This is a genomic window from Oryzobacter telluris, assembly GCF_043099285.1.
GTDB classification, from domain to species: Bacteria; Actinomycetota; Actinomycetes; order Actinomycetales; family Dermatophilaceae; genus Oryzobacter; species Oryzobacter telluris.
In genome coordinates this window covers 3,387,673-3,410,008 of sequence record NZ_CP170723.1, presented here as the reverse complement: position 1 = coordinate 3,410,008, position 22,336 = coordinate 3,387,673, and the positions used below count along the sequence as shown (strand labels likewise).

The following is a 22,336-nucleotide window of genomic DNA, read 5'->3' as shown; positions in this document are numbered from 1 at the left end:
AGGCACACCCGGTCTCCTGCCGCGCCGTGCGGTGCCGGTGCCGAGCGCGGGGGAGTCCTCCCCATGGTCAGGACGCGCCCGCGGCGCCAGAGTGGTGCCACGGCCGGGCTCCGGGGAGGGAACGGTCCGGGCGTCGCACGAGCGGAGCGGCGCCCGGACCCACCCGGCCGGGCGAGCGCGTCCGCCGGATCGAGGTGAACGTCGACCCTCTGCCGGTCGGATTTCACCTCGACCTGGTTGGAGCTCCCGGGGGTCGAGGTATTCCGGCGGTGTAGCGCACCGGCCGAATACCTCGACCCGCGCCGGAGGGCGGGTGGCTAGGCTGCGGGACATGGAGGGCTACGCGGCGGCTGCAGGAGTGGTGCTCGCGGGCGTCCTCCTCGTCACGGCCGCGATGATGGCGCGCCGGCTCATCGCCCCCCGTGCGGTCACCCCGGCGGGGCGCACCACCTACGAGTCCGGCGTCGACCCCGTGGGCACCGGCTGGGCGCAGAGCCAGATCCGGTACGTCGCCTTCGCCTTCCTCTACGTCGTCTTCGCCGTCGACGCGGTGTACCTGTTCCCCTGGGCGCTCGTCATCCGTGACCCCCAGCTGGGGGCGGCGAGCCTGGTCGAGGTCGTCGTCTTCGTCGGCGTGATCATCGTCGGGCTGCTTCACGCCGCCCGTCGCGGCCTCCTGCGCTGGGACCTCGCGTGAGCGCCGTCGACCTCCCGATGCCGCGCGTCGGCCCGCTGGCCGAGCACGCCCCCAAGCCGATCCGCGTTGTCCTCAACTGGGGCCGCCGCTACAGCCTGTGGGTCTTCAACTTCGGGCTCGCCTGCTGCGCCATCGAGTTCATCGCGACGTCGATGGGGCGGCACGACTTCATCCGGCTCGGCGTCATCCCGTTCGCGCCGGGCCCGCGCCAGGCCGACCTCATGGTCGTCAGCGGCACGGTCACCGACAAGATGGCGCCCGCGATCCGCCGCCTCTACGACCAGATGCCCGAGCCGAAGTACGTCATCAGCTTCGGGGCCTGCTCGAACTCCGGTGGGCCGTACTGGGACTCGTACTCGGTGACCAAGGGTGTCGACCAGCTGATCCCCGTCGACGTCTACGTGCCCGGCTGCCCGCCGCGCCCCGAGGCACTGCTGCAGGGCATCATCAGGCTGCAGGAGAAGATCGCCGCCGAGAAGGTGAGCGGCGCCGCCATCGCCGACCGGCAGCCCGGGCGCCAGGCGCGCTTCGCGGGGCACCGCACGGCCAGCGCGGCCGACGTCACGCGCGGCCTCGTCGGGAAGCCGTGACCACACCCGGTCTGGCCCTGCTCGCCCTCACTGCGTTCGTCGTCGAGCTGGCTCTCTTCGTGGGTGCCGGTGTGCTCGCCCACGAGCTCGTCGGTGGCGGGGTGGCCGGAGGTGCCGCGGGCGTCGCCGCCGTGGCCGTGCTCGTCGTCGTGTGGGGCCTGTTCATCGCGCCGAGGTCGCGGCTCCGGCTCGCGACCGTGCCGCGTGCGGTGCTGTCGGTGGCCCTGTGCCTCACCACCGGATGGGGCCTGGTCGCCACTGGCCACGTCCGGTGGGGCTGGGTCGTCGCCCTCGCGGGGACGATCATCGTGGCGGCCCAGGTCGTCCTCCCGCAGGCCGAGCGCGACGCGGGTTGACCTGCGGCTGACCCAGGGTTGACCACGTCGTCGCCCAAGCATCACCTGACGTTCTCCTCCTCGTCCCCTTCCGGTCCGGGACCGGGACCTAGCGTCGCGAGCGACCCACCACTCGCCCGACGGACCCGGAGAAACCCCAGTGACGATCGCCCCCGAGAACCGCCGCCTGCTCGGTCTCGCCCCGCACGCCCGCGGCAAGCGCAGCCCCATCACCTGCCTGCTCAAGTGCGGTGACCAGTGCGGGCACGACGCCCCCAACACGACGACGAACGACTACTTCCCCGAGGTCGCGGCCCGCGCGCTGAGCCGCCGCGGCGTCCTCGGTGCCGCCGGTGCGGGTGCCCTCGCCCTCGCGCTCTCTCCGGCGGCGAGCACCCCCGCCTCCGCCGCCACGCTCGCCGGAGCAGGCCGTGGCCGCGGCTTGGGCTTCGCCCCGATCGCCCCCGTCCCGGCCACCGTCGACGCGATGACCGTCCCCGAGGGCTACGCGTGGAAGCCCGTCATCCGCTGGGGTGACCCGCTGTTCGCCGACTCGCCCGCCTTCGACCCGCAGAACCAGACCGCGGCCAGCCAGGCGGCCCAGTTCGGCTACAACTGCGACTACCTCGACGTCATCGCCCTCGACGGCCAGCGCGGCCGCACCGCCGTCGCGGTCGTCAACCACGAGTACACCAACGAGAACATCATGTTCCCGGCGACGACCGACGCCGCCCGCCTCGAGGAGAACAAGCGCGTCGCGATGGCGGCCCACGGCCTCACCGTCGTCGAGCTGCGGCGCAAGGCCCCCGGCCACCCGTGGGAGTACGTGCAGGGCGCCCGCCGCAACCGCCGCATCACGCCCCAGACGCCGTTCGCGCTCGACGGGCCCGCCGCCGGCCACCCGCTGCTGCGCACCAAGGACGACCCCGTCGGCCGCACCGTGCTCGGCACCCAGAACAACTGCGCCGGGGGGACCACCCCGTGGGGCACGGTCCTGTCGGGCGAGGAGAACTTCCACCAGTACTTCGTCGCCGCGGCCACCGCCGAGAACCGGCGCTACGGCATCCCCACGACGGTCAGCTCGAGCGGCCGCAACTGGTGGACCGTCGACCCGCGCTTCGACGCCCGCCAGCCCGGCTACGAGAACGAGGTCAACCGCTTCGGCTGGGTCGTGGAGATCGACCCCGAGGACCCCACCTCGACCCCGGTGAAGCACACCGCGCTGGGGCGCTTCAAGCACGAGGGCGCCAACGTCCGCGTCGCGGAGAACGGCCACGTCGTGGCGTACTCCGGTGACGACGAGCGCTTCGAGTACGTCTACAAGTTCGTGTCGAGGAAGAAGTACCGGGACGACGAGGGCAAGGGCGCCCGCGCGCACAACAAGACCCTGCTCTCCGAGGGCGACCTCTACGTCGCGCGCTTCACCGGTGACAGCCCGGCCGCCGAGACCGACGGCACCGGGACGCTCCCCGCCGACGGGGAGTTCGACGGCGGCGGCGAGTGGCTGCCCCTGGTCGTCGGCGGCGAGTCCCAGGTCGCCGGGATGAGCGTGGCCGAGGTCCTCGTCCACACCCGCCTGGCCGCCGACAAGGCCGGCGCCACGAAGATGGACCGCCCCGAGGACGTCGAGCCGAGCCCGGTCTCCGGCAAGGTCTACGTCGCCCTGACCAACAACACCAACCGCGGTGTCGGCACCAACGCCCCGGTCGACGAGGCGAACCCGCGCGTCACCAACCGCGAGGGCCACGTCCTCGAGCTCACCGAGTCGCGCAACGACCCGACCGCGCTCACCTTCGCGTGGAACCTCCTCCTCGTCTGCGGCACGCCCGGGAAGACCGGCACGTACTTCGGCGGTTACGAGGGCCCGGTCAGCCCGATCTCGTGCCCCGACAACGTGGCGTTCGACTCCAGCGGTGCGCTGTGGATCTCCACGGACGGCCAGCCCGGCACCATCGGCCTGGACGACGCGCTGCACCGGGTCACCCTCGAGGGCCCGGACCGCGGCAAGGTCGAGCAGTTCCTCGCGGTGCCGCGCGAGGCCGAGACCTGCGGCCCGGTCATCCACGACCAGGACGGCTCGGTCTTCGTGTCGGTCCAGCACCCGGGCGAGGAGGGCACCTTCGCGGCGCAGCACTCCTTCTTCCCCGACTACCTGCCCGCCGGCACCCTCGCCGACGGTGGATGGGGCGGCCCCCGTCCCAGCGTCGTGCAGGTCTACCGCGAGCGCTGACCCCGCACGGCGTCGACGCCACGTCCGGCAGCCTCGATAGGCTGCCGGACGTGGCGGACGAGACGCGTGGTGTCGACCCCGACGGCTGGCACGCCGCCGTGGCTTCCGCACGCGACGAGGGGTTCGCGTTCTTCGACTGGCTCAGCGCCGTCGACCGCTCCCACGACGAGGACGCCCCGGGCCTCGACGTCGTCTGCCACCTCTACGACACGCGCGAGCAGGGCGCCCTGCGCGGGCTGCTCCTCGTGGCCCGCGTCCCCGATGGCGACCCGCTCGCCTCCGTGACCGACGTCTTCGCCGGCGCCGCGTGGCACGAGCGCGAGACCGCCGAGATGTTCGGTCTGGAGCTCACCGGCTTCGACGACGGCAGCGGCCAGGGAATCCGCCCGCTCCTGCTGCCCGACGGCTTCGAGGGCACGCCGCTGCGCAAGTCCTTCCAGCTCGCCGCCCGGGCCAGCAAGCCGTGGCCCGGTGGCAAGGAGCCCGGCGAGGGCCACGAGTCGGCCCGCTCGCCCAGCCGCCGCCGCGTCCAGGCGCCCGGGGTCCCGCCGCCCGAGTGGGGTCCGCGATGACGCTGCTCGAGGTCGCGCTGCGCGCCGCGTCCGTCCTCGCCGCCTTCCTCGTGCTGCCCCTGCTCGTCGGGCAGGCCGAGCACAAGGTGATGGCCCACATGCAGGGGCGCCTCGGCCCGATGTACGCCGGCGGCTTCCACGGCTGGGCGCAGCTCGTCGCCGACGGGGTGAAGTTCATCCAGAAGGAGGACATCACCCCGAAGGCCGCCGACCGCTGGGTCTTCCGGCTCGCGCCGGGCGTCGCCCTGGTGCCCTACCTCGTCGCGCTCGCGGTGGTGCCGGTGCACCCAGGCGTCGCGGCGGTCGACGTGCCGGGCTCGGTCGTCCTCGCCCTCGCGGCCACGTCGGTCGGCGCCCTCGGCACGCTCATGGCCGGGTGGGCCAGCGCGAACAAGTACGCGCTCCTCGGTGGCCTGCGCGCCGCCGCGCAGCTCGTCTCCTACGAGCTGCCGATCGTCCTCGCCGTGGCCTCGGTCGGCCTCGCGGGCGGGTCGCTCTCGCTCGCCACGCTCACCGACCGGTGGGAGCCGTTCTGGCTGGTCTGGCAGCTGGTGGGCGGGGTCGTCTTCCTCGTCGCGGCCGTGGCCGAGCTGCAGCGCCCGCCGTTCGACATGCCCGTCGCCGACGCCGAGCTCGTCATGGGCGCCTGGACCGAGTACACCGGCCTGCGGTTCGCCTTCTTCCTCCTCGCCGAGTACGCCGGCATCGTCGTGATGTCGCTGCTCTTCGCCGCGCTCTGGCTCGGCGGCTGGCACGGGCCGTTCGAGGACGCGCTCGGCTGGGTGTGGACCCTCCTCAAGGGCTTCGCGGTGGCGCTCGTCGTCATCTGGCTGCGGGTTGCCTGGCCCCGGCTGCGCGAGGACCAGCTCCAGCGCCTCGCCTGGGTGTGGCTCGTCCCGCTCGCCCTCGCGCAGCTCCTCCTCACGGGCGTCGGGGTGGTGATGGGCTGGTGAGCATGGTTCCCGGACTCGTGAAGGGGCTGGTCACGACCGCCCGAACGGCGTTGCGCCGCACGCACACCGCCGAGTACCCCGACGTCGCCCCCGAGCTGCCGCCGCGCAGCCGCGGGGTCATCGCGCTGCTCGAGGAGAACTGCACGAGCTGCATGCTCTGCGCCCGCGAGTGCCCCGACTGGTGCATCTACATCGACTCCCACAAGGAGACGATCCCGGCCACCACCGAGGGCGGCCGCGACCGGCAGCGCAACGTCCTCGACCGCTTCGCCATCGACTTCAGCCTGTGCATGTACTGCGGCATCTGCATCGAGGTCTGCCCCTTCGACGCGCTGCACTGGAGCCCGCAGTTCGAGTACGCCGAGGTCTCGATCCTCGACCTGCTCCACGAGAAGGGCCGCCTCGGCGACTGGATGGCGACCGTCCCGCCGCCGCCCGCCCTCGACGAGAAGGCGGCCGAGCCGGCCGAGATCGCCGCCGCCAACAAGCCCGCGCGCGGCACCGGACTCGTCGCCGGGGGTTCCGGAGGAGGAGGCGCCGGTCCGCGGGCGCCGCGCACCGTCCGGCCGCGCATGGCGAAGGCGGCCGAGGCGCCGCCCGCGGAGAGTCCGCCCGGGGACGACGGATGACGGCTCTGGACACGGCGTTCGCGGCCACCGCGGTGCTCGCCGTCGTCGGCGGCCTGTTCGCCGTCACGACCCGCCACGTCGTGCACGCCGCGCTCTGGCTCGTCGTCGCCCTGCTCGGGGTGGCCGGGTCGCTGCTCGTGCTCGGCGCCGAGCTCGTCGCGCTGGTCCTCGTCCTCGTCTACGTCGGGGCCGTCGTCGTCCTCGTCCTGTTCGCCCTGATGCTGACCCGCGCCCCCATCGGGCCCGACGAGGCCCACCGCCCCGGCGTGTGGCGCACCCTGGGCGCCGCGCTGCTCGGTGGCGCCGTCGCCACCCTGCTCGGCTCGGTCCTGCTGCCGCTCGCCGAGCCCGTGCAGCGCGCCGACGTCACCAGCACCCAGGTCGCCGGCCAGCTGTTCGGCACGTGGGTCTGGCCCTTCGAGCTGCTCTCCCTCCTGCTGCTCGTGGCCCTCGTCGCCGCGCTGGCCGTCTCGCGCATCCCGCGTGAGGAGGTCGCCGCGTGATCCACCTCGCCGGCCCGTACGTCCTCGCCTCCGTCCTCGTGGGCCTCGGCGTCTTCGGGATCGTCGTGCGCCGCAACGCGGTCCTGCTCCTCGTCGGCGTCGAGCTGATCCTCAGCGGCTCGCTCGTCCTGCTCGTCGCCACCCAGGCCGCCGGCGCCGACCGCTGGGCTGCCGGGAGCGTCCTGCCGCTGTTCGTCATCACCATCGCGGCGGCCGAGGTCGTCGTGGCGCTCGCGGTGGTCCTCACGGCGTTCCGGCACCGGGCGAGCATCGACCTCGCGCAGCGCAGCGGGGAGGCGCCGTGAACCCGTGGCTCGTCCTCGCGATGCCGAGCGTCGCCGCCGTCATCGGGCTCGTCGTCAGCCGCGACGCCGCCCTGTCGCGGGCGGTCGCGATCTGCGGCGGCGGGCTGACCCTCCTCGCCGGGGTCGCCGGGTGGATCTCGGTGACCAGCTACTACGTGCAGTCCGGCCCCGGCCTCGACGCCGGGGGTCTGGAGGTCCCGCTCGACGTCGTCGGCGACCCGACCCGCTGGGCGCTGGTCACCGTGGTCGCCCTCGTCGCCGCCGCCGTGCAGGTCCACGCCGCCTGGTACCTCGCCGACGACGACCGGTACGGCACCTTCGCCACCACGGTCTCGCTCTTCACCGCCGCCATGCTCCTCGTCGTCGTCTCGGGCGACCTGCTCCTCACGGTCGTCGGCTGGGAGGTCATGGGCTGGTGCTCCTACCTCCTCATCGGCCACTGGTCGCGCAAGCCGAGCGCCCGGCGCGCGGCCCACAAGGCGTTCATCGTCACCCGCGTCGCCGACATCGGGTTCGTCCTCGGGGTCGTCGGGCTCGCCGCCGGCGCCGCCTCCACCCGGCTCTCCGACGTCGTCTCCGCCTGGGCCCGCCCCACCGCCTGCATCGACGCCCAGGTCGACCTCGGCTCCTCGGTCGGGGAGGCGCTCACCGCCTGCCACGCGCCGGACGCCACCGCCCGCGCCCTCCTCCTCACGCTGCTCGTCATCGGGGTGCTCGGCAAGTCGGCCCAGGTGCCGTTCCAGGACTGGCTCGCCGACGCGATGGAGGGCCCCACGCCCGCCAGCGCCCTCATCCACGCGGCCACGATGGTCGCCGCCGGCACCGTCGTCCTCGCCGGCGTCTTCCCGCTGCTGTCGGTGAGCCAGACCCCGCGCTGGGTGCTCGGCATCTCGGTGTCGGTGACGATGCTGCTCGCCGCCGTCCTCGCCTTCGCGCAGAGCGACCTCAAGCGGCTGCTCGCGTGGTCCACCGTGAGCCAGGTCGGCGTCATGCTCTCCGCGCTCGCGGCGGCCCCGCCCGCCGTCGGTCCGAGCGCGGGGCTGTTCCACCTGTGGTCGCACGCGCTGTTCAAGGCGCTGCTCTTCCTCGCCATCGGCTGGGCGGGCCTGGTCGCCGGCGGGACCGCGGCCACCCATCTGCGCGGCAGTGCCGCGGCCGCGCCGTTGCTGCGGGTCGGCTTCCTCGTCGGCCTCGCGTCGCTCGCCGGGGTACCGCTCGTCGTCGGCGGCATCTCGAAGGAACACGTCCTCGCCGTGGCCTGGGAGGGCGCCCTCGACGGCGGGCCCGGGGTCCTCGTCCTCGTCTCGCTCATCCTCACGGCGGCCGTCACCGCCGCGTACTGCACGCGGGCCTACCTCGTCCTCACGGCGCACGTGCGCCAGCCGAAGGAGAGCGCGTCGCCGCCGGTCGGCGTGGCGGTCGCGCTGTGGACGCTGGTCGTCCTCACCGTCCTCGGCGGGCTCGTCCTCGTCGTCACCGACGCCTTCCCCGTGGGTTCGGCCTCGCTGCTCTGGGTCGTCCTCACCCTGTTCGTCATCGCCGTCGGCGTCGTGTTCGCCCTGCGCGGCGGCTTCGACCGCGACCCGGCCGAGGTCATGGCCCGCCGGCTCGTCCCGCACGCCGACCGCGGCCTGGGCGCCGACGGCCTGTACCGCCGCGCCGTCGCCGTCCCGGTGCTGCGGCTGGCGCGGGTCGTCGCCTTCCTCGACACCGAGGTCGTCGACGCCTACGTCCGCGGCACGGCCGTCGCGACCCGGATGGCCGGTTGGGCCGGTGCCCGCGGCCACCGCGGCGAGCGGCCCGCCTCAGCCGTCGCCCTCGTCGTCGGGGCGGTCGTCGTCCTCGGCGTGGGAGGGGTGCTCCTGTGGTCGTGAGCCTGCTCCTCGCCCTCCCGGCCGCGGTGGGCCTCTGGCTCGTCACCGGTGGCCGAGCGTTGCCCGTCGCCCGCGCCCGGATCACGACCGCCGTCGCCGCCGCGCTGACCCTCCTCCTCGCCGTGGCCACCGCGCTGTCGGACTCGTCGGTCGACCGGCCCTGGCTGCCGCAGCTCGACGTGCGCTTCTCCTTCGGCGTCGACGGCATCGCCGTCCCGCTCGTCCTGCTCACGGCGGTCATCGGCGTGCTCGTCGCGGCGCACGCGTGGGTCGAGGTGCCCGAGGGCGGCACGCCCGCGACCTTCCTCGGCTGCCTCCTCCTCGTCGAGGCCGGGGCGCTGGCCACCTTCACCGCCCGTGACGCCGTGCTGTTCTTCCTCGCCTTCGAGCTCGTCCTCGTGCCGATGTGGCTGCTCATCGGGCGGTACGGCGACCGCCACGACCCGCGCGCCCGCACCGACGCGAGCCAGCGCTTCGTCCTCTACACCGCGGTCGGATCGACCCTGATGCTCGTGGGCATCCTCGCCCTCGTCGGCTGGGCCGGGACGTCCGACCTGCGCGAGCTCGCCGGCGGGGCGGGGGCCGCGCTCACCCATGAGCGCCAGCTCACCGTCGCCGTGCTGCTCGTGCTCGGCCTGGCCGTCAAGGTGCCGGTCTTCCCGCTGCACACCTGGCTGCCGCCCGCCCACACCACGGCCCCGACGGCCGGGTCGGTGCTGCTGGCCGCCGTCCTGCTGAAGATGGGGACGTACGGCCTGGTCCGCCTGCCTGTGGCCACCGTGCCCGACGGCTTCACGACGATCAGCCCGGTGCTGGCCGTCGCGGGCGTCATCGGCATCGTCTGGGGCGGGCTCGTCTGCCTCGTCGAGCGCGACCTCAAGCGGCTCGTCGCGTACTCGTCGGTGGCGCACATGGGCTTCGTCGTCCTCGCGCTGGCAGCGGGGTCCGACACGGGCCTGCAGGCGGCGCTGTTCGCCAACATCGCGCACGGCGTGGTGTCGGCGCTGCTCTTCGTGCTCGTCGGGGGCCTCAAGCTGCGATGGGGGACCGCCGACCTCGCCAGCCCCCGCCCGGCCCTGCGCGAGACGTCACCCCGCCTCGGGTTCGTCCTGATCCTCGGGCTGGCCGCCACGCTCGGGCTCCCGGGCCTCGCCGGGTTCTGGGGCGAGGTGCTCGCCATCTACGCCGCGTGGGCGCCCGCCTCGAGCCGGCCGGGGCCGGTGTTCGTCGTGTGCGCGGTGGTGGCGGCGGTCGGCGCGGCGCTCGCCGGGGCCTACGCCCTGCGCGTCGCCCGCCTGGTGTGGATCGGCGACCGCCCGGCCCCGGGCGCGGAGGCCGCCACGCCCGACACCGACGGCGTCGAGGCCGGCGTGCTCGGCGTGCTGGCGATCGCCGTCGTCCTCCTCGGCGTCGTTCCTGGCCCGCTCCTCGCGATCACCGCCGCGGCGTCGGCCGCCATCGGGGGGTCGCCGTGAGCGGCACCGTGCTCGTCACCCTCGACCTCGTCGCCCTGCTCCCGGCGCTGCTCCCCGCGCTCGGCGCGGTGCTCGTCCTCGTGGGCGACGCCCTCGTGCCGCGGCGTCGGTCGTGGCCGCTGGTCGGGGTGGTCCTGCTCGCGGCGGGTGCCGGGTCGGCCCTCTTCGGGGTGCTGAGGCCCACGGCCGTTCCGGTGCGCACCCTCTGCCTGCCCGCTCCCGACGGCGCCTGCCTGTGGACCTCGTCCGGTCCCACCGGCGCCCTCCAGGCCGGGATCCTCCTGTCGGCCGCGGCGGCCCTGCTCCTGCTCCACGACGGAGGCCACGGACCGCGCGACCCCGCCGTCACGAGCGCCCTCGTCCTCGCCGCCGCCACCGGTGGTGCCGGGGTCGCGGCCGCCCGCGACATCGGGTCGTGGCTCGTCACGCTCGAGCTGGCGACCGTTCCCCTCGTCGCGCTCGTGGCCCTGCGCGGCACCCGCGCCGCGGCGCACGGCGCGCTGACCCTCCTCGTCACCTCCCTGACCTCCTTCGCGCTCCTCGTCCTCGGCTCGGCGCTGTGGCTCACGGCCACCGGCGACGCCGCCTTCTCCTCCGCCACGGCGGCCGCCGCCTGGGCGGCGCCCGAGACCCGGGCCGTGCTCGTCGTCGCAGTGGTGGCGCTCCTGGCCGGGCTGGGCTTCAAGCTCTCCCTGGTGCCCTTCCACGCGTGGACCCCGCAGGCGTACTCGACCTCCGACCTCGGCACCACGGTGGCGCTCGCCGCGGCCTCCAAGCTGTCCGCCGCGGCGGCGCTGCTCGTCGTGGTGCAGGCGCTCGTCGACCCCCGGCTCGACGGCCGGGCGGTCACCGTGACCGTGGGGGTCCTCGCGGTCGGGTCGATGCTGCTGGGCAACGTCATGGCGCTGCGCCAGGACGACGCCACCCGCCTCCTCGCGTGGTCCACCGTGTCGCAGGCCGGCTGGGTCGTCCTGCCGCTGGGTGCGCTCACGGCCGAGGCGAGCCGGGCCGCGGCGGCCTACGTGCTGGTCTACGCGGTGGCGACGGTCGTGGCCCTGTCCGTGGTCGCGCTCGTGGGGGCGGGGTCCATCGCCCGCTTCCGTGGCCTGCTGCGCACCGACCGGCTGGCCGGTGGCGCCCTCGCCCTCGCGCTGCTCGTCCTCGCCGGTCTCCCGCCGGGCATCATCGGGCTCGTCGCCAAGGTGGTCGCCCTGCAGCCCGCCGTCGACGCCGGGCTGTGGCCGCTCGTGGTCGTCGCGGTGGTCGCCGTGGTGCTGGGGATCGCGGTCTACCTGCGCTGGTTCGGGGTGCTGCTCGCCGAGCCGGGGGAGACCGGCCCGCTCGCGGCCTCGCAGGTCGTGCCGAGCGCACCCCTCGTGCCCCGGCGCGCGGCGCAGGTCGTCATCGTCGCCGGGACGGCGGTCCTCGTCCTGCTCAGCGCCCTGCCGGCGCTGCTGCTCGGCGCCGTCACCTGACCGGAACGATCCCGCACCCGATCGGCGTTGGAGGAGTCATGCAGCACAACCACTTCAACGGCCTGAAGACCGCCGCGCTGTTCGGCGGCATGTGGGCCATCCTGCTCACCATCGGCTGGTTCGTGGCCCGCTCCACGGGCAGCAGCGCGTTCATCCTCATCTTCGCGCTCATCGGTGTCGCCACGACGTTCTACGGCTACTGGAACTCCGACAAGCTGGCGATCCGCGCGATGCACGCCCATCCGGTCAGCGAGGCCGAGGCACCGGCGATGTACCGCATCGTGCGCGAGCTCTCCACCGCCGCGGGCAAGCCGATGCCGCGCCTGTACATCTCGCCGACCCAGGCCCCCAACGCGTTCGCGACCGGGCGCAACCCCGAGAACGCCGCGGTCTGCTGCACCGAGGGCATCCTCGGCCTGCTCGACGAGCGCGAGCTGCGCGGCGTCCTCGGCCACGAGCTGATGCACGTCTACAACCGCGACATCCTCACCGGCTCGGTCGCGGCGGCCATCGCCGGTGTCATCTCCACGATCGGCCAGATCCTGTCGTTCGGCATGATCTTCGGCGGCGGTGGGGGCAGCGACGAGAACCGCAACCCGCTGGCCGGCCTGGCCCTGGCGATCCTCGCGCCGTTCGCGGCGATCGTCGTGCAGCTCGCGATCTCCCGCACCCGCGAGTACGACGCCGACGAGGACGGCGCGCGCCTCACCGGTGACCCGCTCGCCCTGGCGTCGGCGCTGCGCAAGCTCGAGCTCGGCGTGGCCCGGGCGCCCCTCGCCCCGACCCAGCAGGTCGTCAACGCGAGCCACATGATGATCGCGAACCCGTTCCGCGCGCAGGACGTGTCGCGCCTGATGTCGACCCACCCGCCCATGGCCGAGCGCATCGCCCGCCTCGAGCAGCTGGCGTACGGCCACCGCATCAACCCCTGACGGCGCCCGGCGCCGCTGCTCTTGCCCGAAGGGTGGCCAGTGGCTCCTCCGGTGGACGGCGGACAGCCACAGCCCACCCTTCGTGGCAAGCGCGGGTCAGCCCCAGAGGTCGGCGAGGCTCGCGGCGAGGGCCAGGCCCTGGTCGTGTCCGCCTCGCGCGGCCGGCCGGCGCGCGGCCGGGTCCATCGCGTTGGCGTCGAACGAGTCGCCGGCACCGGCGTCCGGGACGAGCACCTCGACCCGGCTGCCCCCGGCCCGTAGCTCGGCCACCTGGCTCGCGAGGTCCATGCGCCAGGCGGCCGGCATCCGCGACCGGCCGCCGAACGGCGACAGCACGACCACCCGGCCGTACCCGGCCGCGAGGTCGGCGTTCTCGCTGCGGCGGTACCCGCCGTTGATGAAGCGCTCCTCGCCGACGTGGTGGGGCGTCCGGGCCGAGGTGCTCGCGGCGACGGCATCGACGAGGCCGACCCCGCTGTCGCGGTCGAACACCACCGGCTCGCCGGAGCGCGCGTCGACGGCCGTGACCCACACCCGTCGGTCCGGCCACTCGTGGCTCGGCAGCCGGGCGGCCACGACCTCGCGCCAGCGCGCGTGGCCCGCACGGTCGGACTCCTCCAGCTCGAGGGCCGCGGCACCCATCCGTCGGCGCATGTCGGCGGCGTCCCGCGCGGAGGCGATGACCGCGTCGGACCACCCGAGGTAGCCCACCGTCGCGGCGCTGGGCCGGCGGGGCCCCGGCGCGACGTCGGCCGGACGCGACGGCGCGACCTCATCGAGGATGCCGGCGTACAGGTCGGCGGGGGAGGTCCCGCTCGTCAGCTGCGCGGCCACGGTGGAACCGGCCGACGTCCCGACGACGAGCTCGGCCTCCACGAGGTCGACCCCACCCTCGGCCAGACCGGCGACGAGCCCGATCTCCCACGCCTGTCCGGCCGACCCGCCGCCGGCGAGCACCAGCGCACGCTCGTGCGGCGGCGCCCGACGAGGTGGGGGAACCGAGCGCACGCACGGCAACCTATCCGAGGGCGGTCGCCCATACTTCCGGCATGGGAGCCAAGGACTGGTTGATCTGCTACGTCGACACCGACACCGATGTCGCCGCACTGCTGGCCTCGGGCCCCGAGGCGGACCGACCGGCGACCGAGGCGCTCGTCGCGCGGCTGTTCCCCGACCACGACGTCACCGCGATCGAGGACGGGACCCTGGCCGAGAACGCGAACCCGGACGACGAGAAGGTGTACGCGGCGGTGTGGCCCGGGGTCTCCATCGTCTGCACGGCAGCGGCCGCGCAGGACCAGCCCTCCCGGCTGGCGCCGCACCTCGTGGCCGAGGGAGCGGGCCGCACGGTGTAGTCCACGCCATGCACAGCGTCGTCGACTGGTTCGCCTACGGCGTGTGGACGCCGGACGGCACGTTGCGCCGGGCCCTGAGCGTCAGCAGCGACGACGAGGTCATCGAGGACGTCGGCGAGCGGCTGCCGTTCGAGGAGCCGTTCTGGGCCGGGGCGCACCCCGCCGTCGATGACGACGAGGAGTACCCGCTGCCGTTCCACCCCCTCGAGCTGAGCGAGGCAGCCCTGGACCACCTCTTCGGGTTCGTCTTCGAGGGGTGGTCCGGGATGAGCGGCGACAGTACCGTCGACCCCTTCGACGTGACCCTCGCCGGGTTCCGCCTCAGCGAGCGGAAGCGCCGCCTGTTCGGGCGGCGCTGAGGCGTCACTACGATCGCCGGATGAGCGCCCACCTCCTCGCGAAGAACCTGGCCGGGGGCCACGCTCACCGCACCCTCTTCGACTCCCTCGACCTCACCGTGGCGCCCGGCGACGTCGTGGGGGTGGTGGGCGCCAACGGTGCCGGGAAGACCACGCTGCTGCGGATCCTCGCCGGCGACCTCGACCCGCTGGAGGGAACCGTGTCGACAGCGCCCACCGACGCGTTCGTCGGGTGGCTGCCGCAGGAGCACGAGCGCCTGGCCGGCGAGAGCGTCGCCGACCACGTCGCCCGGCGCACCGGGGTCACCGCCGCGAGCACCGCGATGGAGCAGGCCGCGGCCGCCCTGGGTGGGGGCGACCACTCCTCGGCCGCCGAGGACGCCTACGCCCACGCCCTCGACCACTGGCAGGCCAGCGGGGCCCCCGACCTCGACGAGCGCCTCCCGGCGGTGCTGGCCGACCTCGGCCTCGACGTGGACCCCGGCGCCCTGATGACCTCCCTGTCGGGTGGGCAGGCCGCCCGCGCCGCCCTGGCCGCGCTGCTGCTGAGCCGCTTCGACGTCGTCCTGCTCGACGAGCCCACCAACGACCTCGACCTCGCCGGGCTGGAACGCCTCGAGGGCTTCGTCCGGGGCCTGCGCGCCGGGGTGGTCCTCGTCTCGCACGACCGCGAGTTCCTCTCCCGCGTGGTCACCCGCATCGTCGAGCTCGACCTCGCCCAGCACCGGGTCGCGGTCTACGACGGCGGGTACGACGCCTTCCTCGAGGAGCGGGCCGTCGCTCGCCGCCACGCCCGCGAGGCCTACGACGAGTTCGCCGACAAGAAGGCCGACCTCGTCTCGCGCGCCCGCACCCAGCGCGAGTGGAGCTCGCAGGGCGTGCGCAACGCGATGAAGAAGTCGCCGGACAACGACAAGATCCGCCGTCGGGCCCAGACCGAGTCCTCGGAGAAGCAGGGGCAGAAGGTGCGCCAGATGGAGTCGCGCATCGCCCGCCTCGAGGAGGTCGAGGAGCCGCGCAAGGAGTGGGCCCTGCGCTTCACCATCGGCAGCGCCCCCCGGTCGAGCTCGGTGGTCGCCACGCTCGACGAGGCCACGGCGACCCTCGGGCCGTTCACCTTCGGCCCCGCCTCCCTCCAGGTGAGCGCGGGCGACCGGATCGGCGTCACCGGACCCAACGGCGCCGGCAAGACGACGCTCCTGCGGCTGCTCGTCGGACGGCTCGCCCCGAGCACCGGCCGGGCCAGCCTGGGCGCCTCGGTCTCCCTCGGCGAGATCGACCAGGCCCGCACCGGGCTCGACGAGGACCAGCCCCTCGGCGACGCCTTCGAGGCGGCCGTGCCCGCGATGACGCCCGCCGACGTGCGCACGCTCCTGGCCAAGTTCGGGCTCAGGGCCGACCAGGTCACGAGCCTGGTCAGCCGGCTGTCACCGGGTGAGCGCACCCGGGCCGCGATGGCGCTGCTCCAGGCGCGCGGGGTCAACCTCCTCGTCCTCGACGAGCCGACCAACCACCTCGACCTGCCGGCCATCGAGCAGCTCGAGGAGGCCCTCGAGTCCTACGAGGGCGCCCTCCTCCTCGTCACGCACGACCGACGGCTGCTCGACACCGTCCGGCTCGACCAGCGCTGGCACGTCGAGGACGGCCGGGTCACCGCCTCGTAGGTCAGTGGTCGCCGAGCCCGGCCGCGGCGTCGTCGTAGTACTGGCGGTTGCGCAGGGCGGCGGCCGCGGCCTCGTCGAGGCAGACGACGGTGTCGGGGTGCCACTGGAGCACCGACGCGGGCACCGACGCGGTGAACGACCCCTCGAGGGCCGCGGCGACGGCATCGGCCTTCGCGTCACCGGTGGCGACGAGGACGAGGCGCCGGGCGTCGAGGATGGTGCCGAGCCCCTGCGTCACGCAGTGCGTGGGGACGTCGTCGAGGCCCTGGAAGAAGCGGGCGTTGTCGCGCCGGGTGCGGTCGGAGAGGCGCTTGACCCGGGTTCGTGAGGTGAGCGCCGACCCCGGTTCGTTGAAGCCGAGGTGCCCGTTGGCGCCGATGCCCAGCACCTGCACGTCGACCCCGCCGAGCGAGCGGATCCGCTCCTCGTAGGCGCGCGCCGCGGCCATCAGGGCCGGGACGTCGGTACCCGACCCGTCCGGCACGGACAGCCGCTCGGGCGCCAGCCCGATGACGCCGCACACCTCGCGCAGCAGCACCTCGCGGTACCCCTCGGGGTGGCCGGGCGGCAGGCCGACGTACTCGTCGAGGGCGAAGCCGTGGGCCCGGGAGAAGTCGGCGCGCCCCTCGGCGACCGCTCGACCCAGCTCGCGGTACAGCCCGAGCGGGGAGGACCCGGTGGCCAGGCCGATGACGGCGTCACGCCCGTCGGTGGGCAGGGCGGCGAGGACGGCCTCCGCGGCGCGCCGGGCGGCGTCCTCGGGAGTCGCGCGGACGACGACCTCCATCAGCGCACCCCCGCCAGGTGCTCGGTGCGGCCGGGGAGGAGGGCGGCGCCGATGGCCGCCACCGGGACGTCGCCGTCGAGGACTCGGGTGCGTGACACGAGGTCCAGCCTACGGAGGAAGGGGGAGGCCGCAGCCCGGGCCGTGACGTCGGCGGCCACCGCCGCCTCGAGGGCCGACCGGTCGCGGGCGACCCCGCCGCCGATGACGACGAGCTCTGCCCCGGTGACGACGAGGACCTGCACGGCGACGGCGATGCCGTGGGCCAGGGTGGCCACGACGTCCCGGGCGCGGGGGTCGCCGGCGGCGGCCGCGGGGAACAGGTCCCCGGCCGGGCGCGGCCACATCCGGTGCAGGGCGGTGCCCGACGCCACGGTCTCGAGGCAGCCCTCCTGGCCGCACGAGCAGCGGATGCCCGACCCGACCGGGAGGTGCCCGATCTCGCCGGCCGCGCCGCCGACACCGCGCACCACCTCCCCGCGGTGGACGATCGCCGCCGCGAGGCCGGTGCCGACGTTGAGGTAGGCGGTCGTTCCGGTGGCGGCCTCGGCGCCGAGGCTGTGGTGCGCGCCGAGGGCGGCGGCCTTGACGTCGTTGTCGACGTGCGGCCTGCGTCCGGTGGCGGCAGCGAGCCCTCCGGCGAGGTCGAGCTCGCCGACCCCGAGGTGCACCGCGTGCCGCGCCCACCCGGTGTCGGGGTCGACGAGGCCGGGCATGCACGCGCCGAGGTGTTCGACCTGCGCCCAGCCCCCGACCGCGGAGGCGGCCCGGTCGGCGACGTCGACGGCGGTGGCCAGCACCTGCGTCGCCCCGCGACCCGACGGGGCGGACACGTGCGTGACCGTGGCGCCGGTGGCGTCGAGGACGAGGGCAGCGGTCTTCGTGCCGCCGATGTCGACGCCCACCCTCACGGCGTCACCTCGCCGCGCAGGACCGCGAGGAGGGCGCGGGCCACCGCCGGGGAACCACCGAAGACCTCGAGGTCGGCGCCGCTGCGGGGCCAGCCGCACTCGACGAGGAGGACGTCGTGGCCCGTGGCGCGGAGCCGCTCTGCGGTGGCGTGGGCGGGGTGGTCGTTGCCGATGGCGCGGCCCACCACGGCGACGCGGTCCCCGGCGTGGACGTCCGCCTCGGCGACGGCCGCGCCGAGACCGGCGGGGCCCCACGAGACGTCGCCGACCGCGAGGTTCGCGACCGAGCCGACCTGGACGACCGCGACCGGGCCTGTCGCGGCGAGCCAGCGAACAGCGGTGTCGGACAGGCGGAACGCCGAGGCGATCGTCGAGGTGTCGAGGGGCGCGTCCGGGGGCTCGCCACCCAGCGGGGGCCGCGCGACGTCGGATGCCAGGGCGCGGACCCGCGCGGCCGCCTCGGCGACACGCTCGCGGGGCAGCCGCCCCGAACCGACGGCGTCGACGACGGCGTCGTGGACCGCGGCGTACCGCAGCTCGCTGGTGTTCGACCCGAGGCAGAGCAGGTCGACGCCCGCCGCCAGGGCCCGCACGGCGGCCTCGGGGATGCCGGTCCCGGCGCTCGCCCCGGCCATGTCGAGGGCGTCGCTGACGAGCACGCCGTCGAACCCCAGCTCGTCGCGCAGCACGCGGACCACGGTGGGGGAGAACGTCGCCGGCCGCTCGGCATCGAGGGCGGCCACGATGATGTGCGACGTCATCACGGTGCGGACGCCGGCCTCGACCGCCGCGCGGAAGGGGACGAGCTCGCGCTCGCGCAGGACGTCGAGCGGCACGTCGACGCGCGGCAGGCCGTGGTGCGAGTCGACGACCGTGTCCCCGTGCCCCGGGAAGTGCTTGGCGCAGGCGGCGACCCCGGCCCCTTGGAGGCCCCCGACGAACGCGGCGGAGTGGCGGGCCACGCGCGTGGCGTCGTCGCCGAAGCTGCGCACCCCGATGACCGGGTTCTCGGGCGAGGAGTTGACGTCGACGCTGGGGGCGAGGTCGAGGCCGATGCCCAGCGCCGCCAGCTCGGCCCCGATGGCGGCAGCGGTGCGCCGGGTGAGGGCAGGGTCGTCGAGCCGGCCGAGGACGGCGTTGCCCGGGACGGTCGAGCCGCCGGGGTAGTGGACGCGCGTGACGTCCCCGCCCTCCTCGTCGGTGGCGAGGAGGACCCCGGGCAACCGGGCGTGGAGGTCGGCGGTCAGCGCCCCGAGCCCCGCACCCGCGGTCACGTTGTCGCCGTACAGGCACAGCGACACCAGCCCACCGGCGTGGGCGCGTTCCACCCACGCGGGCACGGTCGAGCCGGCGAACCCCGGCTGGAGCGTCGCCGCGACGTCGGCGGCCACCCCCGGGTCGGTCGTGGTCATCCCTTCACCGCCCCGCCGACGAGCCCGCTGCTCATCCGGCCCTGCACGATGAGGAAGAAGACGATGACGGGGAGGGCGACGAGCGTGGACGCGGCCATGACCTGGCCCCAGTCGGTCTCGCGGCTCGCGCTCGCCTGGACGAACCCGCGCAGCCACAGCGGCAGGGTGCGCGACTGCTCCTCGGTCATGATGACCAGCGCCACGGTGAACTCGTTCCACGCCTGGAGGAAGGCGTAGACGCCCGACGCGACGAGGCCGGGGGCGAGGAGCGGGAACGTGATCTTCATGAACGCCTTCGTGCGGGAGAGGCCGTCCACCATCGCCGCCTCCTCCAGCTCGACCGGGATGCCGGCGACGAAGCCGCGCAGCATCCAGATCGTGAAGGGCACGACGGCCGCGGTGTAGAGCACGGCCAGCGCGATGGAGCGGTTGAGCAGGCCGAGCTCGCTCATCATCTTGTACTGCGCGATGAACAGGCCCTCGGCGGGCAGCATCTGGATGAGGAGCAGGGCCAGGACGAACGAGGTGCGCCCGCGGAACCGGAACCGGCTGATGGCCAGCGCCCCGAGGAACGCGATGCACAGCGCCGCCACCACCGTGGTCAGCGTGACGACGAGCGAGGTCCCGAGCGCCCGGCTGAACGCCGGGTCGGTGAGCACGGTCCGGAGGTTGTCGAGCGACCCGCCGAACGGCACGAACGTCGGTGTCGTGGACTGCAGCACGACGTTGGGCAGGAAGGCCGAGTTGAGCATCCAGTAGACCGGGAACGCCCAGACGAGGGCGACGGCGAGGGCCAGCACGGTGAGCAGCACGCGCGAGGCGGGGGAGCGGCGCATCAGGACTCCTCCCCGATGAGTGAGCGGACGTAGGGCCAGCTGAGGGCCACGGTGAGCACGAGCATGAGGACGCTGACGGCGCTCGCGGTGCCGAAGTCGCCCTTGCCCGTGCCCAGCTGGTAGACGAAGGTGCCGAGCAGGTTGGTCTCGTTGGCCACCGACCCGGCGTCCTGGAGCAGCTTGACCTGCGTGAACACCCGCAGGTTCCAGATGAGCTGGAGCAGGAAGACGATCGAGAGCACCGGCCGCACGAGCGGGGCGATGATGTGCCGCAGCTTCTGCCAGCCGCTCGCGCCGTCGATGGTCGCGGCCTCCAGGACCTCGGTGCTCACCTGGGTCAGGCCGGCGTAGATCGACAGCGCGACGAACGGCACGCTCATCCAGACGACGATGACGCCGGCCACGACGAGGAACGACACCGGCTGCGAGAGCCAGTTGTGCCCTTGGGCCTCCTCGTCGCCGAGCCGGACGAGCAGCCAGTTGAGCAGGCCCCGGCGCCAGTCGACGATCCAGATCCACACGGTCATCGACGCGACCACCGGCATCGCCCAGGCCAGGAGCAGCGAGACCTGCAGGACGAGCCGGGCCCACCGGTCGAGCGCGGTCATGAGGACGGCGAGCCCGCCCCCGACCGTGACCGTGACGACCGAGGTGATGACGCAGAAGGCGACCGACCGCAGGACGACCGCCCACAGGGCCGGGTCGGTGACGAGCGAGACGTAGTTGTCCAGGCCGACCCACTCGGGGGCGGCGCCGAACTGCTGCAGGAGACCGAACCTGCGGAAGCTCGTCACGAGCTGCCAGCCGACCGGGTACCCGAGCGCCGCCACGAGGAGCACGAGCGTGGGGAGCACGAGGAGGAGCGGGAGCCGGCGTCCTGGCCTGCGGCGCGTGGCGGTGGGCATGGTGCGGTCCTTGCGGTGGTGGAGCGGCCCCGGCGGCCGGTCGGTGACGGCTCCGGCCGCCGGGGTGGTGCTCACGTGAGGTTGAGCATCGGCGTGATCTTGGCGTCGTACTCCTTGGCCAGGGCCGCGAGGTCGGAGGTGTCACGGATCTTGCCGAAGAACTCCTCCATCACCATCGAGGACTCGACCGCGGCCCAGCCCGGCGCGGCCGGGGTGAGCTTGCTGTTCGAGGCGGAGTCCATGAGGGCCTTGGCGAACTCGTCGCTGCCGAGCGAGGAGACGTACTCGCTGTTGGCCGGGCCGAGGCCCGCGCCGCCGAGCTTCTGCTGGTACTCGGGGCTGAAGACGATCTTCATCAGCTCCTTGGCCAGGGCCGGGTTCTTCGACTTCGCGGAGATCGCGATGTTCGAGCCGCCGGCGAAGACCGGGGCGGGCTTGCCGTCGGTGCCGGGGAGGACGAAGGTCTCGAACTTCTTCGGGTCCCAGGTGCGGACGTCCTTGCCGTCCTTCTTCTCCAGGTCGCCGATCGACCAGTGGGCCCAGCCCGGGGCCATGATCGTCGCGGCCGAGAGCGCGGTCTTGCCGCTCGGCTTGCCGTCCGCGTCGAGGACGACGTCGCTGTCGTTGATGTACAGCCACGGCGTCTGGTCCTTGGCGTCGGCCGGGGCCTTGCTCGCGGACCGGTAGATCTCCTGCAGCTGGCCCAGGCCCGTGAGGGTGTTCGGGTCGCTGAGGGTGGAGACCCACTGGCCCCCCTCCTTCTTCGCGAGGTCGCCGCCGTTGGCGAACACCCACGAGATGCCGTTGCGCCAGTCCTGGCCGCCGATGAAGAAGCCGGAGAAGTTCTTGATGCCGCGCGGGTTCTTCTGCGCGATGGTCTTCACCGCGGTGTTGAACTCCTCGAGGGTGGTCGGCTTGGCGACGCCGGCCTCCTTCCACACGTCGGTGCGTGCGAAGACGTAGCGCGAGCCGAAGTAGTAGGGGAGGGCGTACTTCTTGCCGTCGACCGACCCGGCGTCGACGAAGGACTGGAGCAGCTTCGAGCCGCCGAGCTCGTCGTACAGGTCGGAGATGTCGAGGAACGCGCCGACGTTGGTGAAGGTCGGGCTCTGGGTGTTGCCGAGCTCGACGACGTCGGGGGAGTTGGCGGCGTCGGGCAGGGCGGTCGTCAGCTTGGTGACGAGGTCGCCCCACGACTGCTCCTCGATGGTGAGCGTCGCCCCCGTCTTGGCCTTGAAGGTGTCCGTGAGGTAGGTCCGCAGCTCGTCGGGGGTGTCACCACCGGCGAGCCAGAGGGTGACGGTCTTGCCCGCGTTGGCCGACGAGTCGGTCGCGGCCGGGGTCTGCGACTCGCCGCCGGCGGCGCAGGCGGTGAGGAGGAGCGCCGCGCTGGTCAGCGCGACGAGGGGGAGGCGCCGAGTCATGTCGGACTTCCTTTCGGGCGGTGGGGCGACGGTGCCCCGGTCGTTCCTTGGTGTGGGTGGTGTTGCGTGCCGTGCCGTGCCGTGCCGGGTGGTGCGGTGCTGCGGGTGGTGAGGGG

Annotated in this window: 21 protein-coding genes and 1 pseudogene; 15 read left to right on the top strand and 7 right to left on the bottom strand. The window is 74.1% G+C overall.

Annotation, left to right across the window (positions count from 1 at the left end):
* Window positions 1–331 precede the first annotated feature (331 nt).
* From ndhC to htpX, 13 genes are all read left to right on the top strand, one after another.
* Window positions 332–697, top strand: a complete 366-nt coding sequence (gene ndhC / locus ACFLFB_RS15860; RefSeq protein ID WP_392543135.1) for an NADH-quinone oxidoreductase subunit A — start codon at window positions 332–334, stop codon at window positions 695–697.
* A 17-nt stretch (window positions 698–714) separates the two neighbouring features.
* Window positions 715–1,287, top strand: coding sequence for an NADH-quinone oxidoreductase subunit B (locus ACFLFB_RS15855; RefSeq protein ID WP_392545433.1), 573 nt, complete (start codon window positions 715–717; stop codon window positions 1,285–1,287).
* On the top strand, window positions 1,284–1,643 hold the full coding sequence (locus ACFLFB_RS15850) for a DUF2568 domain-containing protein (RefSeq protein ID WP_392543134.1): 360 nt from the start codon (window positions 1,284–1,286) through the stop codon (window positions 1,641–1,643). Before ACFLFB_RS15855 ends, ACFLFB_RS15850 begins: the two co-directional genes overlap by 4 nt.
* A 139-nt stretch (window positions 1,644–1,782) precedes the next feature.
* Window positions 1,783–3,852, top strand: coding sequence for a PhoX family protein (locus ACFLFB_RS15845; protein WP_392543133.1), 2,070 nt, complete (start codon window positions 1,783–1,785; stop codon window positions 3,850–3,852).
* A gap of 50 nt (window positions 3,853–3,902) precedes the next feature.
* Window positions 3,903–4,424 carry an NADH-quinone oxidoreductase subunit C gene (locus ACFLFB_RS15840; RefSeq protein WP_392543132.1) on the top strand — a complete coding sequence of 174 codons (522 nt, stop codon included), beginning with the start codon at window positions 3,903–3,905 and terminating at the stop codon, window positions 4,422–4,424.
* Entirely contained in the window at window positions 4,421–5,377 is a 957-nt protein-coding gene (locus tag ACFLFB_RS15835) for an NADH-quinone oxidoreductase subunit H (RefSeq protein ID WP_392543131.1), read from the top strand. Before ACFLFB_RS15840 ends, ACFLFB_RS15835 begins: the two co-directional genes overlap by 4 nt.
* Before the next feature lie 2 nt (window positions 5,378–5,379).
* Window positions 5,380–6,006 carry a 4Fe-4S binding protein gene (locus ACFLFB_RS15830; RefSeq protein WP_392543130.1) on the top strand — a complete coding sequence of 209 codons (627 nt, stop codon included), beginning with the start codon at window positions 5,380–5,382 and terminating at the stop codon, window positions 6,004–6,006.
* Window positions 6,003–6,509: an NADH-quinone oxidoreductase subunit J gene (locus ACFLFB_RS15825; protein WP_392543129.1), complete on the top strand. Its 507-nt coding sequence runs from the start codon at window positions 6,003–6,005 to the stop codon at window positions 6,507–6,509. Before ACFLFB_RS15830 ends, ACFLFB_RS15825 begins: the two co-directional genes overlap by 4 nt.
* Complete coding sequence (gene nuoK / locus ACFLFB_RS15820) at window positions 6,506–6,814, top strand: NADH-quinone oxidoreductase subunit NuoK (protein ID WP_392543128.1); 309 nt, start codon at window positions 6,506–6,508, stop codon at window positions 6,812–6,814. Before ACFLFB_RS15825 ends, nuoK begins: the two co-directional genes overlap by 4 nt.
* Window positions 6,811–8,688, top strand: a complete 1,878-nt coding sequence (locus tag ACFLFB_RS15815; protein ID WP_392543127.1) for an NADH-quinone oxidoreductase subunit L — start codon at window positions 6,811–6,813, stop codon at window positions 8,686–8,688. The genes nuoK and ACFLFB_RS15815 overlap by 4 nt, the downstream gene beginning before the upstream one ends.
* Complete coding sequence (locus tag ACFLFB_RS15810) at window positions 8,685–10,163, top strand: NuoM family protein (RefSeq protein ID WP_392543126.1); 1,479 nt, start codon at window positions 8,685–8,687, stop codon at window positions 10,161–10,163. The genes ACFLFB_RS15815 and ACFLFB_RS15810 overlap by 4 nt, the downstream gene beginning before the upstream one ends.
* Window positions 10,160–11,638, top strand: coding sequence for a proton-conducting transporter membrane subunit (locus ACFLFB_RS15805; protein ID WP_392543125.1), 1,479 nt, complete (start codon window positions 10,160–10,162; stop codon window positions 11,636–11,638). The genes ACFLFB_RS15810 and ACFLFB_RS15805 overlap by 4 nt, the downstream gene beginning before the upstream one ends.
* Before the next feature lie 38 nt (window positions 11,639–11,676).
* Window positions 11,677–12,570 (top strand): zinc metalloprotease HtpX, encoded by an 894-nt coding sequence (htpX, locus tag ACFLFB_RS15800; RefSeq protein ID WP_392543124.1) that lies wholly within the window; start codon window positions 11,677–11,679, stop codon window positions 12,568–12,570.
* A 96-nt stretch (window positions 12,571–12,666) separates the two neighbouring features.
* Here the strand turns inward: htpX and ACFLFB_RS15795 are convergent, their stop codons facing one another.
* A complete protein-coding gene (locus tag ACFLFB_RS15795) occupies window positions 12,667–13,578 on the bottom strand; it encodes a patatin-like phospholipase family protein (RefSeq protein WP_392543123.1) in 912 nt (303 codons plus the stop codon).
* A gap of 41 nt (window positions 13,579–13,619) precedes the next feature.
* On the opposite strand from ACFLFB_RS15795, the pseudogene ACFLFB_RS15790 reads away from it, so the two are divergent.
* Together ACFLFB_RS15790 and ACFLFB_RS15785 are read left to right on the top strand one after the other, a co-directional pair.
* Window positions 13,620–14,284, top strand: a pseudogene (locus ACFLFB_RS15790) (DUF6928 family protein).
* 20 nt (window positions 14,285–14,304) lie between these two features.
* On the top strand, window positions 14,305–15,948 hold the full coding sequence (locus tag ACFLFB_RS15785; protein ID WP_392543122.1) for an ABC-F family ATP-binding cassette domain-containing protein: 1,644 nt from the start codon (window positions 14,305–14,307) through the stop codon (window positions 15,946–15,948).
* A gap of 1 nt (window position 15,949) precedes the next feature.
* On the opposite strand, the gene ACFLFB_RS15780 is transcribed toward ACFLFB_RS15785, so the two are convergent.
* The 6 genes from ACFLFB_RS15780 to ACFLFB_RS15755 are packed head-to-tail and all read right to left on the bottom strand — an operon-like array spanning window position 15,950 to window position 22,220.
* Complete coding sequence (locus ACFLFB_RS15780) at window positions 15,950–16,735, bottom strand: glucosamine-6-phosphate deaminase (protein ID WP_392543121.1); 786 nt, start codon at window positions 16,733–16,735, stop codon at window positions 15,950–15,952.
* Window positions 16,735–17,643 (bottom strand): ROK family protein, encoded by a 909-nt coding sequence (locus ACFLFB_RS15775; protein WP_392543120.1) that lies wholly within the window; start codon window positions 17,641–17,643, stop codon window positions 16,735–16,737. The genes ACFLFB_RS15780 and ACFLFB_RS15775 overlap by 1 nt, the downstream gene beginning before the upstream one ends.
* Complete coding sequence (locus tag ACFLFB_RS15770) at window positions 17,640–19,055, bottom strand: glycoside hydrolase family 3 N-terminal domain-containing protein (protein ID WP_392543119.1); 1,416 nt, start codon at window positions 19,053–19,055, stop codon at window positions 17,640–17,642. The genes ACFLFB_RS15775 and ACFLFB_RS15770 overlap by 4 nt, the downstream gene beginning before the upstream one ends.
* Entirely contained in the window at window positions 19,052–19,891 is an 840-nt protein-coding gene (locus ACFLFB_RS15765; protein ID WP_392543118.1) for a carbohydrate ABC transporter permease, read from the bottom strand. The genes ACFLFB_RS15770 and ACFLFB_RS15765 overlap by 4 nt, the downstream gene beginning before the upstream one ends.
* Window positions 19,891–20,871 (bottom strand): carbohydrate ABC transporter permease, encoded by a 981-nt coding sequence (locus tag ACFLFB_RS15760; protein WP_392543117.1) that lies wholly within the window; start codon window positions 20,869–20,871, stop codon window positions 19,891–19,893. The genes ACFLFB_RS15765 and ACFLFB_RS15760 overlap by 1 nt, the downstream gene beginning before the upstream one ends.
* Entirely contained in the window at window positions 20,868–22,220 is a 1,353-nt protein-coding gene (locus tag ACFLFB_RS15755; RefSeq protein WP_392543116.1) for an extracellular solute-binding protein, read from the bottom strand. The genes ACFLFB_RS15760 and ACFLFB_RS15755 overlap by 4 nt, the downstream gene beginning before the upstream one ends.
* Window positions 22,221–22,336 lie beyond the last annotated feature (116 nt).

What these genes read in the sequence shown, in the direction of transcription:
- ndhC (WP_392543135.1), top strand. Translation starts at nt 332, where the DNA reads ATGGAGGGCTACGCGGCGGCTGCAGGAGTGGTGCTCGCGGGCGTCCTC.
- ACFLFB_RS15855 (WP_392545433.1), top strand. Translation starts at nt 715, where the DNA reads ATGCCGCGCGTCGGCCCGCTGGCCGAGCACGCCCCCAAGCCGATCCGC.
- ACFLFB_RS15835 (WP_392543131.1), top strand. Translation starts at nt 4,421, where the DNA reads ATGACGCTGCTCGAGGTCGCGCTGCGCGCCGCGTCCGTCCTCGCCGCC.
- ACFLFB_RS15830 (WP_392543130.1), top strand. Translation starts at nt 5,380, where the DNA reads ATGGTTCCCGGACTCGTGAAGGGGCTGGTCACGACCGCCCGAACGGCG.
- ACFLFB_RS15825 (WP_392543129.1), top strand. Translation starts at nt 6,003, where the DNA reads ATGACGGCTCTGGACACGGCGTTCGCGGCCACCGCGGTGCTCGCCGTC.
- htpX (WP_392543124.1), top strand. Translation starts at nt 11,677, where the DNA reads ATGCAGCACAACCACTTCAACGGCCTGAAGACCGCCGCGCTGTTCGGC.
- ACFLFB_RS15785 (WP_392543122.1), top strand. Translation starts at nt 14,305, where the DNA reads ATGAGCGCCCACCTCCTCGCGAAGAACCTGGCCGGGGGCCACGCTCAC.
- ACFLFB_RS15780 (WP_392543121.1), bottom strand. Translation starts at nt 16,735, where the DNA reads ATGGAGGTCGTCGTCCGCGCGACTCCCGAGGACGCCGCCCGGCGCGCC.
- ACFLFB_RS15770 (WP_392543119.1), bottom strand. Translation starts at nt 19,055, where the DNA reads ATGACCACGACCGACCCGGGGGTGGCCGCCGACGTCGCGGCGACGCTC.
- ACFLFB_RS15765 (WP_392543118.1), bottom strand. Translation starts at nt 19,891, where the DNA reads ATGCGCCGCTCCCCCGCCTCGCGCGTGCTGCTCACCGTGCTGGCCCTC.
- ACFLFB_RS15755 (WP_392543116.1), bottom strand. Translation starts at nt 22,220, where the DNA reads ATGACTCGGCGCCTCCCCCTCGTCGCGCTGACCAGCGCGGCGCTCCTC.